Below are 16481 nucleotides of genomic sequence, written 5' to 3'. Positions count from 1 at the left end.
CCCCCGGGCGGCCGAGGTGTCAGTCGTGCGGCGTGAACAGGAGGTTCCGCGTCCTGTGCGGCCTGGGCGCGTACCACGGGAGGAGCGTGCCGTCGTGCTCGGTGACCCAGTGGCAGTCGTAGCCGAGCGGATCGAACTCGGCGAGGAGATCCTGCATGTCCGCGTCCCGCAGCGCTTCGAGCAGTACCGTCGGCCGGTCCCGCTTGAGGACCTGGCGGGCCCCCCGGAGGACCGACAGCTCATGGCCCTCGACGTCGATCTTCACCAGGTCCAGCCTGGTCCCGGCGAACACCTCGTCGAGACACACCAGCCGGATCCGCTTCTGCTCGGCGTCGGCGGCACCGCCCTCCAGGGTCGAGCCCGTGGACAGGAGGTTGCCCGCGAAGCGGACGCTGATCTCGGCCCAGCCCGCCTCGCTGGAGACACCCGCCTGGTACAGCCGCACGTTCTGGGCGGAGTTGGACCGGACGTTGACCGACAGCCGGGCGTGGATCTGGTCCACGGGCTCGAAGGAGTGCACCTTCGCCATCGGGTTGGCGAGGGCGGCGATCATCGAGAAGTAGCCGACGTGCGCCCCGACATCGGCGATCGTCGTGCTCTTCGCGGCGAGCCGGGACCAGGTGGCGAGGCTGCCGGGCTCGTAGCCGAACCGGCCGTTCCACACCGTGTCCAGGCCGACCGCGTCGTCGTTCACGCAGAACATCACGAAAGGCGGGCAATAAGGGGAGTCGATCTCCACATAGCCGCGATAAGGGAATTTCTTCCGGTGGGTGCGGATGATGTCGCTGGTGGCGACCGGCCGGACAGATGGTGCGTGCGCCAGCATGCGGGCGTTGGCTTCTTCGAGCTGGGGGATACGCATCCCGCGATCGTAGGGGCGCACCGCGGACTTGTCACAGGTCCCACAAAACCCGAAAAGGCCAGGTCACGAGCGTATGACCTGGCCTTTTCCGAAGGGGCGCGCACGGGTTTCCCGTGGTTCACCCGGTGTTCCGCCTAGCGTTTCACAGCCTTCTTCAGCGCCCGCGCCCGCCGCACCACCCGGCGCGCGGTGGAACTGCGCGGCAGGAAGGTCAGTCGCTCCGGGATCCCGCCCGGCAGCCCCAGTGCCGTCAGGCGCCTCTTCCGGAAATAGCGTCGCGTGCGCGGACCGAAGTGCCGGGAGAGGTAGCGTTCCGCCGCCGGACGCAGCGACGGGTGGATCTGCGGCTGGAGGGTGAAGCCGAGCGCCGTGATCAGGCTGTTGAGCCTGTCCGCCGGAACGGCCTCCTGCCCTTCCCGGCCCTCCAGGTCCGGCAGCACCGCGTCGGCCAGCACCACCGGGACGCGGTTGCTGTTCTGGTACGGCGTCAGCCGCTCCAGGAGCAGCTCGGTGCCGATGCGGGCGGCCGGCAGGTCGTAGAGGGCGGAGGCCGTGAACAGCGCGGTGGAGAAGCAGCCGACGACCAGCGCGGGCCGCGCCTTCTCGAACAGCACCTCGGCGAGCACCGGGGTGTCGAGGACGGTCAGTGCCACGCCGAGCCGCTCCGCCTCGGCCTCCAGGGCGCGGCCGAAGCGGGCCGGCGCGCTGGGGTGCGGCTTGAAGACGACCGAGCGGTGCCCCTGGGCGACCGCGCCCTTCAGCATCCGCACGTGCAGCTCCTCCTCCTCGGTGGGGGAGAGGATGTCCAGCGCGGAGAGGTACTGGCCGAGCAGCAGCGCCGCGTCCTCCGGCAGCGGCGGCAACTCCGGCACAGCGGCGGTCAGTTCACCCATCGCCTTCAGGAAGGCGGAGGTGGGCACCACGACCGGCGGCACGCCGAACTCGGTCAGCAGCAGCGGGGTGAGACCGGCGACCAGGTCCAGGTGCAGCAGGCGGCGCACGCGCGTACCGACCAGTGGGTCGAGCTTGTTGCGGGTGGGGCCGTAGCTCATCAGTCCGTCGGCGTAGACGTCGACGGGGGCGCCGGTGAAGATCTGGGCGACGGTGAGGGCGGGGGCGACCTGGATGGACTCCAGGACCAGTTCCACCCGGTCCTCACCGAGGTCCCACAGCAGCCGCAGATAGCGCTCGAACAGGGGGATGTCGTCCGGGCGGGGCGTCCAGGAGCCCGGGTGGAAGGGGCGGATCGCCTCGTTCCAGGACAGCACCTCGTCGAAGTGGTCGCGCAGCGGAGCGAAGCCCGGCATCTGGTCCAGCGGCACCGAGGTCTCCGGTGTCGCCGTGTTGTTGAACACCAGCAGCACCCGGCGCTCGGGCTCCTCGAAGAGGTCGGAGTCGATCGCGGCGGCCAGCGTGACCGCGCCGTACAGCGTGGACGCGCAGAAGATCTGGGTGGTACGGGAACCGGTCGGTGACATCACGCGGCCGCCTTCGCAGTGGTGCCCCGCCGCCGCAGCCGCCGCAGCTTGGCGGAGCGGCGCAGGTCCATGGTGTCGAGCACGTCACCGAGCATGTCCTGCGGCATCCGCTTTATGGCCGCCGCGCTCATGGCCCGCAGCTGCTTGGCCACCGACGGCTCCCACTTGGACTCGTCGGAGAGATGGTGGGCGATGATCGCGCAGTAGGTGCGCACCGCCTTGGGCAGCAGCCGGTCGGCGTCCCGGTCCGCCGCCGTCTCCTCGACGACCTGGTCGAAGGCGCGGATGAAGTCGAGCTGGCGGGCGTCGCCGATCTGGGTGAGGGAGGAGGCCACCCCGCGCCGGTAGAACACGCCCAGCAGGCTCACCACGGCGAACGACTCGGCCTCGCGGTGCAGCTTCCAGATCCACGGCCGGTCCTCGGCGGTGCGCAGCCCGTCGGTGAAGTGCAGCAGACCCCTGTCCAGCAGCCGGCGGTGGTAGGCACCGGCCCACGCGTACGCGTAGTCCACGGACGTGGAGCGGTCGGCGGGCAGGATCGCCTCCCGCGGGTTCATCACCTCGTTCCGCCGCCCGATCGGCACCCGGTGCACGGTCCGGGCCCGCGCCACGGTCTGCACATGGTCGGTGCGGACGAAGTCGCAGCCCAACCCCTCGATGGCGGCGAGCAGTTCCGGGAGATAGCCCGGCGCGAGCCAGTCGTCGCCGTCGAGGAAGGTCAGGTACTCGCCGCGCGCCGCGTCCAGGCCGGTGTTGCGCGCGGTGGCGAGCCCTCCGTTCGTCTCGTGGTGGATGACCTGCACCTGGGCGACGTCCGACAGTTCCTCGGCCGCACGGTCGAGAATCGCCGGAGTTTCGTCCCCTGATTTGTCGTTCACCAGCACGAACTCAAAATCTCTCCGCGCATTCAAGCGAAGACTTCGGAGGGTGTCCGGGGCGTATTGCTGCACGTTGTAGAACGGCACGATGACGGAGAGCTTTGGCACCCGAGAAACGTTAGAAGGCGGTCCGGCAGCGGAACTTTCCGGCAAGAGGACTGCGGGTGAACTCGATGTGTCGGAACGGTGCATCCCGTGTACTTCCCGGTCCTCGGCGAGCCAGTTCGGCTCTCGGTGGGCTGTTGTTAACTTTTCGTTGATTCGCGGTTGGGCCGGACCTAGAAATTGCTTCCTAGCGTCGTCGTCGTGCCGCCAAGTACAACGAAGTCCCTTCGAATCGCCGTCCTCGCGGACTCCGACACCCGCTGGAAATGGGGTGCGCTGACCGCCGACCGCATCGCGCCGGTTCCGTCCATGGAATCCGGAGCGCGGGGCGGAGCGCAAGCAGACCTCGCGCTGGACGGATACCTGCTGCGCGGCCGGGCCACGCCCACCGCACGCCAGCTCGAAGAGGTCGGCGTGCGCGCGGACTCCCTGCGGGAGGTCACCGCCGTCGAGTTCCTGCGCGCCGTGGCCGGGACGTCGTACGACATCGTCGTGCTGGCCCTGGTCGGCGGCGGAGTCCAGGCCATGCTGCACGGCCTGGCGCGGGTCTGGGACGGCCTGGAGAAGCGTCCCGTCGTCGTCACCGGCTATGTCGGCGTCGTCTACGAGAAGCTCGCCGACGGCCTGCTCCTGCGACACGGGGCCGACCTGGTCCTCGCCAACTCCCGCCAGGACGCCGAGCGTTTCCGCGCGGTGTACGAGGGCGTGGGCGCGGACGCCTCGTCGGTCACGGAGGTGGCGCTCCCGTTCCTGGGCGGTGCGGCCTACGAAGGGGAACACGACCCGTACACCGTGGTGTTCGCGGTCCAGCCCTCGGTACCGGACAACCGCCGGGACCGGGTGTACCTGCTGGACCGCCTCATCCGGCACGCCCGGCTGCACCCCGAGCGCGAGGTGCTGCTCAAGCTGCGCTCCAGGCCCGGCGAACACACCACCCACATCGAGGAGCTGCCGTACCAGAAGCTGGTCCAGCGGCTCGATCCGCCGGCCAACTTCCGTCTGGTGTACGGCAACATGGGCGAGGTCCTGGACCGGACCGACCTGCTGGTCACCATCAGCTCCACCGCGGCCCTGGAGTCACTGCACCGGCGCATCCCCACGGCCGTCCTGACCGACCTGGGCATCCGCGAGGTCCTCGGCAACCACCACTTCGTGGGCTCCGGCTGCCTCGCCTCCTGGGACCAACTCGACGCCGGAGACCGGCCGTTGCCCGACGAGGAGTGGGTCGCCCGGCAGGGTGTCGTCGCCGACGGTTCGTACGCGCACGCCTTCGACGCGGCCCGTGAGCGCATCACCAAGCTGCTGGCCGCTCCCGAACGGCCCCCGCTGACCCCGTACTACACACCCGTCACCGCCCCCGGCTACCTGCCCGGCATCCTCGCCCGCCACCACCTCGGCCCCGACGGCACCCCGCTGCCCGGCGCCCCCGCCCACGACAGGGAGCCGGGCCCGGTCCGGCAGATCGTGCGCCGCGCGGCCCGGGGCGCCTACCGGCACGGCGTGCAGCGCGTGGCGCCCGTGATCCGCCGGATGGGGGAGCTGTGACCACGTATCGAGGAGAAGACCCCATGTCCCACCCGCACACCGTGCGCCGGGTGCTCGCGGTGATCCCCGCGCGCGGCGGCTCCAAGGGCGTGCCCGCGAAGAACCTCGCCCCCGTCGGGGGCGTGCCGCTGGTCGCCCGGGCCGTGCGCGAGTGCCGTGCCGCCCGGCTGGTGACGGACGTCGTGGTCTCCACCGACGACCAGGCCATCGCCGCCGCAGCCCGTGAGGCGGGCGCCGAGGTCGTGCCGCGGCCCGCCGCCATCGCCGGTGACACCGCCACCTCGGAGGCCGCCGTCCTGCACGCCGTGGACGCCCACGAGGCCCTGCACGGCGCGGCCGTCGACGTGGTCGTCTTCGTTCAGTGCACCAGCCCGTTCGTGGTCCGCGAGGACATCGACGGGGTCGCCGCCGCCATTGTCGAGAACGGCGCCGACACCGCCGTGACCGTCGCCCCCTTCCACGGCTTCGTCTGGCGCGACGCCGACGACGAGACCGCCGCCGGCACCGGCACGGAGGCCACCGCGGCCACCGGCGGCTACGGCGTCAACCACGACAAGTCCTACCGCCCCCGCCGCCAGGACCGCCCCCAGGACCTCCTGGAGACCGGCGCCGCCTACGCGATGGACGCGGCCGGCTTCCGCAAGCACCAGCACCGCTTCTTCGGCCGTACCGAACTCGTACGGACCGACCCCGCGCGGGTGCTGGAGATCGACGACCCCCATGACCTCGCCCGGGCGCGGGCGCTGGCCCCCCTGCTCGACACGGGCGCCCAGCCCTCCTTCGAGGACGTGGACGCGGTCGTCCTGGACTTCGACGGCACCCAGACCGACGACCGGGTGCTGATCGACGCCGACGGAAAGGAGTTCGTCTCCGTGCACCGCGGCGACGGACTCGGCATCGCCGCCCTGCGCAGGTCGGGCCTGAAGATGCTGATCCTCTCCACGGAGCAGAACCCGGTCGTCGCCGCCCGCGCACGCAAGCTCCAGATCCCCGTGCTGCACGGCATCGACCGGAAGGACCTCGCGCTGAAGCAGTGGTGCGAGGAGCAGGGCATCGCGCCCGAGCGCGTGCTCTACGTCGGCAACGACGTCAACGACCTCCCGTGCTTCGCCCTCGTGGGCTGGCCCGTGGCGGTCGCGAGCGCCCACGACGTGGTACGCGGCGCCGCCCGTGCGGTCACCACCGTCCCCGGTGGCGACGGCGCGATCCGAGAGATCGCCAGCTGGATCCTCGGCCCCTCTCTCGACTCCCTCGACAAGTAAGGACACCTCCCCGCCATGAGCAACTCCCGTCTGCGCACCTTCGGCACCGAGCGCGTCGCAGGACCCGGCCAGCCCGTCTACATCTGCGGCGAGATCGGCATCAACCACAACGGCGAGCTGGAGAACGCCTTCAAGCTCATCGACGTGGCCGCCGAGGCCGGCTGCGACGCCGTGAAGTTCCAGAAGCGCACCCCCGAGATCTGCACCCCGCGCGACCAGTGGGACATCGAGCGCGACACCCCCTGGGGCCGGATGACCTACATCGACTACCGCCACCGCGTGGAGTTCGGCGAGGACGAGTACCGCCAGATCGACGAGTACTGCAAGGAGAAGGGGATCGCCTGGTTCGCCTCCCCGTGGGACACCGAGGCCGTCGCCTTCCTGGAGAAGTTCGACGTCCCCGCCCACAAGGTGGCCTCCGCCTCCCTCACCGACGACGAGCTCCTGCGCGCCCTGCGCGCCACGGGCCGTACGATCATCCTCTCCTCCGGCATGTCGACGCCGAAGCAGATCCGCCACGCGGTCGAGGTCCTGGGCAGCGACAACATCCTGCTCTGCCACGCCACTTCGACGTACCCCGCGAAGGCCGAGGAGCTCAACCTGCGCGTGATCAACACGCTCCAGGAGGAGTACCCGAACGTCCCGATCGGCTACTCCGGCCACGAGACGGGCCTTCAGACCACGCTGGCCGCCGTGGCGCTGGGTGCGGTGTTCGTCGAGCGCCACATCACCCTGGACCGCGCGATGTGGGGCTCCGACCAGGCCGCGTCGGTGGAGCCGCAGGGCCTCCAGCGCCTGGTCCGCGACATCCGCACCATCGAGGCCTCCCTCGGCGACGGCGTCAAGAAGGTCTACGACTCCGAGCTCGGCCCCATGAAGAAGCTGCGCCGCGTCACGGGCGTCGTCGCCGAGGCGGAGATCGCCGCGGCCGCGGGCGAGCCGGTCTCGGTCTGAGTCACCAGGCCCCGGGTCCTCGGACGACACCCATCCGAGGACCCGGCGCGTCTTCCGCTTACGCGCCCCTCATGAGCGCCCTACGACGGGACGGTCGTACGTCGATGAGCCCCCGCGCCGGGAACACCGGCCCCCACACTCTCGCGTTCGTCGAGAGCCCGGTCCAGCTCCTGAACGTGCTGGAGTGGGCGCACGCGCACGCGTCCGGCGCGGAGCTCACCCTCGTCGTGCTGTCCCCGACCGACCCCATGACCCGCGGCCAGCTGCGCCGGATGGCGGAACTCGCCCGCGAGGAGGGCCACGAGGTCCGCTGGGAGGAGGCGAGGGGCGGCGCCGCGGCCCCCTTCCAGACCATCGGCGGCCTCGCGGGCATGCTCCGCAGGGCTGACCGGATCGTCCTGGGCGACCCGTTCTCCCGTTACGTACAGCTGCTGCTGACCATCACCAGGGCCCCCGACCTGGTCGTGGTCGACGACGGCACGGCGACGATGGAGTTCGTGGCCCAACTGGCCCGCGGTGAACGCCTCGTGCGCTGGCACCGCAAGGGCGGCCGCCCCAGCCCCCGCGACCTCGCCTTCGCCCCGGTCTCGGCGGCGGCCCGCAAGCGCCTGACACCGGGGGAGGGCCGCGGAGTCGAGATCTTCTCCTCGATGCCGATGGAGGAGACGCCGACGGGCGTGACGGTCTCGGTGAACTCCTTCGCCTGGACCCGGGCACGCTTCGGCCCGCCGCGCATCACGAAGGGCGCGGACATGGTCGGCACGTCCCTCGTCGAGACGGGCGTGGTGGACGCCGACCGCTACCTGGAGGCCGTGACCCGCCTGGCCAAGACCCATGGCGCCACCCGCTACTTCGCCCACCGCCGCGAGGCCACGGAGAAGCTCCACCGGCTGGCCGTGGAGACCGGCCTGGAGATCGTCCGCCCCGACCTCCCGCTGGAACTGATCGCCCGCCGCGGCCCGATCGGCCGCACGATCCTGAGCTTCCCCTCGACGGTCGTCCACACCCTGCCGCTCGCGCTCGCCGGCACGGAGGTCCGCGTGGCGGTCTGCGACATCGACCCCGACTGGCTCACCGCGACGGCGTCCCCCCGCGCCCAGGGCTTCCTGTCCGGGGTCACCGGGACGGCCCGGGACGTGCACCGGCTGTCCGCGGTGTCGGCGATACCGGTTGTCTGAAACACCGAGGGCGGCTCTCAACTCCATCGTCCAGCATCATCGTTCACTTGTGCGACGCTCGATGAGGTCCACGACGGGGGGCGGCCGTTCCGGCGCAGTCAGGTCCTGGTGCCGGTGGTCGACGGCTCGCTGCTGTCGGCGGAGGCGGGTGGCATGCGCTGGCTGTTCGCGTTCACCGGAACGCGCGGCGCCGGAACGGTTCGCGGAGGCGCGGGGCGAGACCGTGCCCGACTGGGTTCCGGTGTACGGGGCGCGGCTGCCGGACCAGGTCGTCCCGGCCGTGGACGGCCGGCACCGGCAATCCGTATCTGACTCCCGACCTCGACGGTGACACCGGACGCGTTCCTCGATCCGCGCACGGACCGGCAGTTGGGCGGGCCGCCCTCTCCGGACTCCTCGGAGAGTGAGGGCTGATGGGCTTCGGGGACCTGATCGACGACTTGGGCGACGGTCTGGAGAGCGCGGCGGACGGCCTGAACCGAGGACCCGAAAAAACTGATCCACGGCAGCGAACCGGCGCTCCGTGAACGCGCCGGACACCTGTGGAAGTTCGACTCAACGTGTGCCCCCCGTCGTTCCAGGACTCGGCACCGCACTGACCGCCTCAGGTGACACGGAAGACCGGCCAGCCGATCTCGGTGCGCCACGCAGCGGGATCGCTCGTGTCACGGGGGCCGACGACGTAGACCTCCCGCACCGGCCCGGCCACCGACATCGCGTTCTCCACCACCCAGGTCCCGAGTTCGCCGTAGGTGACCTCGATGCCGTCGTGCTCGCCGACATGGGTAGTGACCGCAAGTTCCGCGGCCGGCAGAGTCACGGGGTGCACGCGTCCGGTGCGAGGTGGCGCAGCGCACGGCAGGTAGACGAGCGCGTGACCGCGCTCCTGCTCGAAAAGGGCGTTGTCGTAGCTGCCGCCCGGCGGTCCGGTCACGTCGCCGGCGACGGTCGCCTCCAATTCGGCCATCGCGCCTGCGTACCAGGTCTCGATGTCGTGATGCCCGACTACGGCCTCCACCGCCGCGACCGTCCGTGCGGGCTCCGCACGTAGCTCGACGTCGATGGGCGCCGGGTCGGGCCGGAGGAGGCGGCGCAGCGATACGACTGCGGCCCGGGTGCGGGCGAGTGAATCCTCGAGGCGTCGCAGGTGCTCGGCGACCAGCGCCGCCCGGACACCGGGGTCGGGGGTCCGCAGGATCTGCTGCACATCGCTCAGGGGGACGTCGAGCTCGCGGAGCCGGTGGATGACCTGCGCGGTCGGGATCTGATCGACGCCGTAGTAGCGGTAACCGGTGGTCTCGTCCACCACGGCAGGTTCCAGCAGGGCCGCCTCGTGGTACCGGCGCAGGGTCCGCACGCTCAAGTGGGTCAGCCGCGAGAACTCGCCAATGGTCAGCATCCCCTCAGTCTGAACGTTCCCCCTGGGGGAGGGTCCACGGCTTGACCCTCCCGCGCGGCGAGGTCCCACGGTGGGCTCATGACACAGCACACCGATCTTCCGTCCGATCTACTCCCGACCGCCGTGCGCCGGTTCTTGGCCGCCCACGTCGTCCGCGACGCCGACACCGCCTCGTCGTTCCTCGCCGAGGATGCGGTGATCGTCGACCAGGACGAGACCTTCCACGGCCGGGAGGAGACCTACGCGTTCCTGCGGGACGCCGGGTCCGAGTTCGCATACACGACCGAGCAGACCGGCGCTCACCGCGTCGATGACACCCACTGGGTGGTGACCGTGCGGCTCGAAGGCACCTTCCCGGGAGGCGTCGCCGAGCTCGACTACCGGTTCGCGCTGCGGGACGACCTCATCGCCGAACTCGTCATCGCCAACCACCCGGCCTGACCCAACCCGCACCACCTCAATCTTCAGTGGAGAGAAAAATGTCTAGTTCGGATCGCGATCGTCTCAACGGTCGCCGGGCGCTGGTCACGGGCGGCTCGAAGGGCTCGGGCAAGGCCGTCGTGGAGAGACTGCGAGAGATGGGTGCCGACGTGTGGACCACGGCACGCACCATGCCCGGCGGCTACGAGCGCCCCGACCGGTTCATCGAGGCGGACACTTCCACGGTGGGCGGTGCAGAGGTTGTCGTGTCCAAGATCTCTGAGGGCGGTGCGCTGGACATCCTGGTGCACGTTGTCGGAGGATCGTCAACCCCGCCTGGCGGATTCGCGGCAGCGACTGAGGAGCACTGGCTGGCGGAGCTCAACCTGAACTTCCTGGGAGCTGTCCGACTGGATCGAGCACTGCTGCCGGCAATGGTGGAGGCGGGATCAGGAGTAGTTGTCCACGTCACGTCGATCCAGCGTCAGATGCCCTTGCACGACGCGACGTTGCCGTACGCGTCAGCGAAGGGTGCCCTGCGTACGTACAGCAAGGGTCTCGCGAACGAACTGGCCCCCCGAGGCGTGCGAGTGAACGCCGTCAGCCCTGGGGGGATTCAGACCGGAGCGTATGCGGGCTTCATCGACCAGCTCGCCAAGGGCAACGGACTGACCCGAGAGGAGGCGGAGCAGAGCCTGATGGATTCCCTCGGGGGAATTCCCATCGGAAGGTTCGCAACGACGGAAGAGGTCGCGGACCTGGTCGGCTTCCTCGTGTCGGACCGAGCCTCAGCCATTGTGGGCGCGGAGTACGTCATCGACGGCGGCACTGTTCCAACCGTCTGAGCCGGGCACCGGTGCTGTCCTGGCGCCACCCGTACCTACGTCGGCTTCCTCGCCACGAGGTACGCCCGGGACAGCTTCTCCTCGCCCAGGGGCTCCCTGAGGACTCGCAGGATCACCTGGAAGCCCACCTCGGTCAGGGGCTCGGCCACCGCCTCCGGGGTGCGCAGCCAGTAGTCCAGGGAGATCTTGTGGCCGAAGCGTTCGTCGAGGTGCATGTGGGTGCCGCCGGGCTCGTACTGGAAGCCGATCAGGGCGTGGGCGCCGGGGGCGAGGACGCGGTGGAACTCGGCGAAGGCCGTGGGCAGGTGGTCGTCCGGGACGTGGATGATCGAGTAGAGGGCCGTGATGCCGCCCAGGGTCTCGGACGGCAGGTCCAGCGACGTCATCGAGCCCACGTGGAAGCGGAGCTCCGGGTGGGCTCTGCGGGCCAGTTCGGCCATCCTCGGGGAAACGTCCACGCCGAAGACCCGGACGCCGAGTGCGTGGAGCGCCGCGGTCACATGGCCCGGGCCGCTGCCGATGTCGGCCACGGGGCCCGCGTTCTGCTCCTTGACCAGTTCCGCGAAGCCGGTGATCTGGGCTCTGTCCAATGTGGGGATGCCGGCCCAGTCGGAGAACTGCTCGCTGTAGGGCTCGGCGATCGTGTCGTACGCGGTTTGGGTGGCCCGTATGAAGTCGGGGTTCTCGGCGTTCACGCGCCGCACCCTAGCGGGGTGGCTTGGGGCGCCGTGTGGAGTTTGCCCGGTGGTCGTCGGGGGCTGGCGTTGGTCAAGGCCTGTGCTGATCTGTGGGGGTGGCAGCCATTGGCCCACTCCTTTCGCAGTGTCGTGCTTCAGCGAACCGGGGGGTGGAGCAGGGCACCCTTCTCGTGGAACATCCGAGTTCGGGGAGACGTGGATCACGCACGTCCGTGTCACAGGGGGTCGGGCTGTCTCGTCTCGGGGGTGTAGCCACCGACGAGCACGGAGGAGCACACCATGGACGCGCGACTGAACTACTTCGCCAGCCCGACCGCCGCGAAAGCCCTCAAGCACCTCATGGCGGCGGGCAAGGCCCTCAAGGACGCGCCGCTGGCGGCCGCGACGCAGGAACTCGTGGCCCTGCGCGTGAGCCAGATCAACGGCTGCGCTGTCTGCATCGACATGCACACCAAGGAGGCCGCCGCGGCCGGCGAGAACTCGGTGCGGCTGAACCTGGTGGCGGCGTGGCGAGAGGCCACGGTGTTCACGGAGGCCGAGCGGGCCGCGCTGGAGCTGGCGGAGCAGGGGACCCGGGTGGCGGACGCGGCCGGCGGGGTCAGCGACGAGGTCTGGGCGCGCGCCGCGAAGCACTACGACGAGGAGCAGCTCACCGCCCTGGCGGTCCTGATCTCTTTCCTGAACACGGCGAACCGGCTGAACATCATCGCCCAGCAGCCGGCCGGCGACTACAAGGTCGGGCAGTTCCACTGACCGGGCCATCGATGAGCCGCCCGGGGCAACTGTCACCCCGGGCACGGGCGCCGGCGCGTTGCACGGCCCCGCTGACGGACCACAAGATCAGCGGAACTGGCCCGGCCGAGCAGATGCGGCCGGGAGATCCCGCCGGACGGGAAGATCTCAAGGGGGATGCGGCGTGAACAAGGTCGACGAGTTCGAGGAACTGCGGCCACTGCTTTTCTCGATCGCCTACCGAATCCTGGGCAGCGTGAGCGAGGCCGAGGACGCGGTGCAGGAGACATGGCTGCGCTTCGACGGCTCGACGACCCTTCCCACGTCCGTCAAGGCGTTTCTGTCCGCCACGGTGACGCGGATCTCGATCGACGTGCTGCGTTCCGCGCGGGTGCGGCGGGAGGAGTACGTGGGCCCGTGGTTCCCCGAGCCGCTGCTGAGGGATCCGTATCAGGATCCGGCGCGCTCGGCGGAGCTGGCCGACTCGGTGTCGATGGCGGCGCTGCTGCTTCTGGAGCGGCTGAGCCCGCTGGAGCGGTCGGTGTTCGTACTGCGGGAGGTGTTCGGTTTCGGGTTCGACGACGTCGCCTCGGCGGTGGGGCGTTCGGAGGCGGCGTGCCGGCAGCTGCTGGTACGGGCGCGGCGGCACATGGAGGCCGGGCGGCCGCGGTTCGAAGCGGACCGTCAGGAGCGGCAGGAGCTGGCGACGCGGTTCTTCGACGCCCTCCGCGAAGGCGATGTCGCCGGCCTGCGGGATCTGCTGGCCGCCGACGTGCAGATGGTCGGGGACGGCGGCGGCAAGGCCCCGCAGCTGGCCAGGGCCGTCATCGGCGCCGAGAACGTGGCCCGGCTGCTGGCCTCCGTTTTCCCGCTGCTGGCACGGATCGACGTGACGTTCGAGCCGCACGAGGTCAACGGCCAGCCCGGCGCCATTTTCCGGGACAGGGACAGCAAGGTCCTCCATGCCCTGGCCCTCGACGTGCTCGACGGGCAGATCCAGACCATCCGCTCGGTGATCAACCCCGACAAGCTCGGCCACCTCGGACCGGTGGCCGACGCCTGGGCCGTCGACGGCGAGGTGAAACAAGCCCGCCGGCAGATGAAGTGACTCCGGGACGGGCCGTGGGCCGGTTCGTTCGCCCTGTCCCGCGCCCCATCCCCACCGCGCCCACCGTGTCCCCGTGCCGTTTCGAAAGATGAACAGAACCGCCGGGTGCGAGCCCGGCGTGGTATGTGTGGGAAAAGAGGTTCTTACCCACCTCACATCACATCCATGCGTCGAGCGGCCATATTTTCTGCCCGCTGCGGGTTGAAGTTTTGTTGATCGCGGGTCGGTTGGTCGCCCCGGCGTCCTACCCTTTAGAGGGTGAAGCAACTGATGTCACTGGAGTCCGAGGTCGAACTGCCCGGGGAAGCCGTGCTCCCCGGCGGGCTGAGCGACGCGCTGCACGCCGAGCTCGTCCACTTCCGGCGCGACCTGCACATGCACCCGGAGCTCGGCAACCAGGAGTTCCGAACCACCGCGGCGATCAAGGAGCGGCTGGAGAGGGCGGGGCTGAAGCCCCGGGTCCTCGCCGTCGGGACCGGGCTCGTGTGTGACATCGGCGAATGGGACGGCAACAGGCCCATGCTCGCCCTGCGCGCCGACATCGACGGCCTGCCCATCCCGGACACGAAGACCGAGTGCTCGTACCGCTCGACCGTGCCCGACCGGGCGCACGCCTGCGGGCACGACGTGCACACCACCGTGGTGCTGGGAGCCGGCCTCGTCCTCGCCGAGCTCGACAGGCAGGGGCTGCTGCCGCGGCCGGTGCGGCTGGTCTTCCAGCCCGCCGAGGAAGTGCTGCCCGGCGGCGCCGCCGACGCCATCGACTGCGGGGTGCTGGAGGGGGTCGGCAAGATCCTCGCCGTGCACTGCGACCCGCGGGTCGACGCCGGGCGGATCGGGCTGCGGACCGGCCCCATCACCTCCGCCTGCGACCGGCTGGAGATCGCGCTCGACGGGCCCGGCGGGCACACCGCACGGCCGCACCTCACCACCGACCTCGTCACCGCCGCCGCCCGCGTGGTCACCGACGTCCCCGCGATCGTCGGCCGGCGCGTCGACACCCGCGCCGGGCTCGCCGTGACCTGGGGGCGGATCGAGTCCGGACACGCCCCGAACGTCATCCCGCAGCACGCGGAGCTCTCCGGGACCGTGCGCTGCCTGGACCTCGACACCTGGCGGCAGGCCCCGGACGTGGTCGTGGCCGCGATCGACGAGGTCGCCAACCTGCACGGGGCCAAGTCCGAGATCAACTACGTGCGGGGCGTGCCGCCCGTCGTCAACGACGGCGACGTCACCGAGCTGCTCCGCCAGGCCATGACCGCCCGGCGCGGCGCCGAGTCCGTCGAGGACACCGAGCAGAGCCTCGGCGGCGAGGACTTCTCCTGGTACCTCCAGCAGGTGCCCGGCGCCATGGCTCGCCTCGGCGTGCGCACCCCGGGGGAGCGGACCGTGCGCGACCTCCACCAGGGCGACTTCGACGCCGACGAGTCCGCGATCACCGTAGGTGTGGAGATGTTCACGGCGGCGGCCCTGCTCGACGCCGCCCAGTGATCCGAGCGTGACGGAACGGCCCCGTGAGGGCCGTTCCGCCGACCGGCGCAACATGGTCGTAAGCCAATCGTGCGCTCTTCGCAATCCTGGTGTGCCAGGGCCGCAGACCCTCAGTTCAGACGCTGTTTGCCTCGAATCGATAACGGCTTCGGAAGAGGTCTGTTTCCGACATCTACGCGCGTTACGATGCCGCGAAGCCGACGCCGCAGGGGCGTGCAGGCCCGAGCACTGGCATGGTGCTCACATAAAGCGCCGACGAGGCGCTCAGGTCAGGTGAAGGAGCCTCCCGTGCGCCGGGTAGCCAAGCTTTCCGCTGCGTGTATCGCGACCGCAGCTCTCGCACTGACTGCCACCGCGTGTGGCAGCACCTCCTCCGAGAACGACAGCTCGTCCTCCTCGTCCGCGGACGGCGGCAAGGGCATCAAGATCGGTCTCGCCTACGACGTCGGCGGCCGTGGTGACCGCTCCTTCAACGACTCCGCCGCGCGCGGTGCCGACAAGGCCAAGGACGAGTTCGGCGGCTCCCTCAAGGAGCTGACCGCCAAGAGCTCCGACACCGAGGCCGACCGCGAGCAGCGCCTGACCGACCTGGCCGACGCCGGCTACAACCCGATCGTGGCCGTCGGCTTCTCCTACGCCACCTCGGTCGACAAGGTCGCCGCCAAGTACCCGAAGGTCAGCTTCGGTCTCATCGACGCGGTCGCGAAGGCCAAGAACGTCGACAGCATCACGTTCACCGAGGAGCAGGGTTCCTACCTGGCCGGTGTCGCCGCGGCGCTGAAGACCAAGAAGGACCACGTCGGCTTCATCGGCGGCGTGGACACCCCGCTGATCAAGAAGTTCGAGGCGGGCTACGCCCAGGGCGTCAAGGACACCAACCCCAAGGTCAAGGTCGACGTCCAGTACCTGACCCACGGCTCGGACTTCTCCGGCTTCGCCGACCCCGCCAAGGGCAAGGAAGCCGCGTCCGGCATGCTCGACAACGGCGCCGACGTGATCTACGCCGCGGCCGGCTCCTCCGGCAACGGCTCGATCGAGGCCATCTCCGGCGTCAAGGGCGCCTGGGCCATCGGCGTGGACTCGGACCAGTACAACATCCCGGGTCTGGCCAAGTTCAAGAACTCGATCCTGACCTCGATGGTCAAGAACGTCGACGTCGGCGTCTACGACTTCATCAAGTCCGTCCACGAGGGCAAGCCGCTGACCGGCAACCAGATCTACTCCCTCGCCAAGGGCGGTGTCAGCCTCTCCACCAGCGGTGGCTTCATCGACGACATCCAGCCCAAGCTGGACGAGGCGAAGAAGAAGATCGTCGACGGCACCATCACGGTCAAGACCAGCTGACCTGACGGTTCCCGCCGGAACCCGGGCTCGGCGAGGGGGCCTCGACAGACCCCCTCGTCGAGCCATAACAATGTGTCAACTCTACGCGTGTAGCATGGAGTTGCCGCGCTAGCGTCGCCGACGCCTGCCCTCCCCTACGCAGCCCCTTTTCCCCGAGGAGAGTGCGCCATCAACGCGTCCAG

General features: G+C 70.0%; 15 protein-coding genes. 10 read left to right on the top strand and 5 right to left on the bottom strand.

The window, feature by feature from the left end:
- Positions 1 to 19: 19 nt before the first annotated feature.
- From ACIQJT_RS28990 to ACIQJT_RS28980, 3 genes are all read right to left on the bottom strand, one after another.
- Positions 20 to 862 carry an FkbM family methyltransferase gene (locus tag ACIQJT_RS28990; protein WP_402648427.1) on the bottom strand — a complete coding sequence of 281 codons (843 nt, stop codon included), beginning with the start codon at positions 860 to 862 and terminating at the stop codon, positions 20 to 22.
- Positions 863 to 996: 134 nt separating this feature from the next.
- Complete coding sequence (locus ACIQJT_RS28985) at positions 997 to 2340, bottom strand: alpha-2,8-polysialyltransferase family protein (RefSeq protein ID WP_402648424.1); 1344 nt, start codon at positions 2338 to 2340, stop codon at positions 997 to 999.
- On the bottom strand, positions 2340 to 3326 hold the full coding sequence (locus ACIQJT_RS28980; RefSeq protein WP_402648421.1) for a glycosyltransferase family 2 protein: 987 nt from the start codon (positions 3324 to 3326) through the stop codon (positions 2340 to 2342). The genes ACIQJT_RS28985 and ACIQJT_RS28980 overlap by 1 nt, the downstream gene beginning before the upstream one ends.
- Positions 3327 to 3524: 198 nt before the next feature.
- Here ACIQJT_RS28980 and ACIQJT_RS28975 point away from each other — a divergent pair, with 198 nt between their 5' ends.
- The 4 genes from ACIQJT_RS28975 to ACIQJT_RS28960 all read left to right on the top strand — a co-directional run bounded on the left by ACIQJT_RS28975 (position 3525) and on the right by ACIQJT_RS28960 (position 8262).
- The gene (locus ACIQJT_RS28975) at positions 3525 to 4868 is read left to right on the top strand and encodes a DUF6716 putative glycosyltransferase (protein ID WP_402648418.1); all 1344 of its coding nucleotides are present in this window, start codon (positions 3525 to 3527) and stop codon (positions 4866 to 4868) included.
- A gap of 23 nt (positions 4869 to 4891) precedes the next feature.
- Complete coding sequence (locus ACIQJT_RS28970) at positions 4892 to 6130, top strand: N-acylneuraminate cytidylyltransferase (protein ID WP_365455657.1); 1239 nt, start codon at positions 4892 to 4894, stop codon at positions 6128 to 6130.
- Positions 6131 to 6145: 15 nt separating this feature from the next.
- Positions 6146 to 7084 carry an N-acetylneuraminate synthase family protein gene (locus ACIQJT_RS28965; protein WP_365455654.1) on the top strand — a complete coding sequence of 313 codons (939 nt, stop codon included), beginning with the start codon at positions 6146 to 6148 and terminating at the stop codon, positions 7082 to 7084.
- A gap of 104 nt (positions 7085 to 7188) precedes the next feature.
- Entirely contained in the window at positions 7189 to 8262 is a 1074-nt protein-coding gene (locus ACIQJT_RS28960) for a hypothetical protein (protein WP_402648865.1), read from the top strand.
- A 604-nt stretch (positions 8263 to 8866) separates the two neighbouring features.
- Here the strand turns inward: ACIQJT_RS28960 and ACIQJT_RS28955 are convergent.
- Positions 8867 to 9661 carry a MerR family transcriptional regulator gene (locus tag ACIQJT_RS28955; protein WP_365455651.1) on the bottom strand — a complete coding sequence of 265 codons (795 nt, stop codon included), beginning with the start codon at positions 9659 to 9661 and terminating at the stop codon, positions 8867 to 8869.
- Positions 9662 to 9739: 78 nt separating this feature from the next.
- On the opposite strand from ACIQJT_RS28955, the gene ACIQJT_RS28950 reads away from it, so the two are divergent.
- Entirely contained in the window at positions 9740 to 10102 is a 363-nt protein-coding gene (locus ACIQJT_RS28950; RefSeq protein ID WP_402648413.1) for a nuclear transport factor 2 family protein, read from the top strand.
- Positions 10103 to 10140: 38 nt separating this feature from the next.
- Positions 10141 to 10926 carry an SDR family oxidoreductase gene (locus ACIQJT_RS28945; RefSeq protein ID WP_365455645.1) on the top strand — a complete coding sequence of 262 codons (786 nt, stop codon included), beginning with the start codon at positions 10141 to 10143 and terminating at the stop codon, positions 10924 to 10926.
- A 35-nt stretch (positions 10927 to 10961) separates the two neighbouring features.
- Here ACIQJT_RS28945 and ACIQJT_RS28940 read toward each other — a convergent pair whose 3' ends face one another.
- Entirely contained in the window at positions 10962 to 11621 is a 660-nt protein-coding gene (locus tag ACIQJT_RS28940; RefSeq protein ID WP_402648410.1) for a class I SAM-dependent methyltransferase, read from the bottom strand.
- 282 nt (positions 11622 to 11903) lie between these two features.
- Here ACIQJT_RS28940 and ACIQJT_RS28935 point away from each other — a divergent pair, with 282 nt between their 5' ends.
- The 4 genes from ACIQJT_RS28935 to ACIQJT_RS28920 all read left to right on the top strand — a co-directional run bounded on the left by ACIQJT_RS28935 (position 11904) and on the right by ACIQJT_RS28920 (position 16299).
- Positions 11904 to 12377, top strand: coding sequence for a carboxymuconolactone decarboxylase family protein (locus tag ACIQJT_RS28935; RefSeq protein ID WP_402648408.1), 474 nt, complete (start codon positions 11904 to 11906; stop codon positions 12375 to 12377).
- 163 nt (positions 12378 to 12540) lie between these two features.
- The gene (locus ACIQJT_RS28930; RefSeq protein ID WP_402648405.1) at positions 12541 to 13464 is read left to right on the top strand and encodes an RNA polymerase sigma-70 factor; all 924 of its coding nucleotides are present in this window, start codon (positions 12541 to 12543) and stop codon (positions 13462 to 13464) included.
- A 270-nt stretch (positions 13465 to 13734) separates the two neighbouring features.
- Positions 13735 to 14955 carry a M20 family metallopeptidase gene (locus tag ACIQJT_RS28925; protein WP_365456215.1) on the top strand — a complete coding sequence of 407 codons (1221 nt, stop codon included), beginning with the start codon at positions 13735 to 13737 and terminating at the stop codon, positions 14953 to 14955.
- Positions 14956 to 15243: 288 nt separating this feature from the next.
- Positions 15244 to 16299, top strand: coding sequence for a BMP family ABC transporter substrate-binding protein (locus tag ACIQJT_RS28920; RefSeq protein WP_365455633.1), 1056 nt, complete (start codon positions 15244 to 15246; stop codon positions 16297 to 16299).
- The last annotated feature ends 182 nt before the right edge of the window (positions 16300 to 16481 follow it).

This window comes from Streptomyces sp. NPDC091972 (genome assembly GCF_044756385.1).
Lineage (GTDB): Bacteria > Actinomycetota > Actinomycetes > Streptomycetales > Streptomycetaceae > Streptomyces.
The sequence above is the reverse complement of the archived record's forward strand: the minus strand, read 5'-3'. Positions and strand labels throughout refer to the sequence as shown.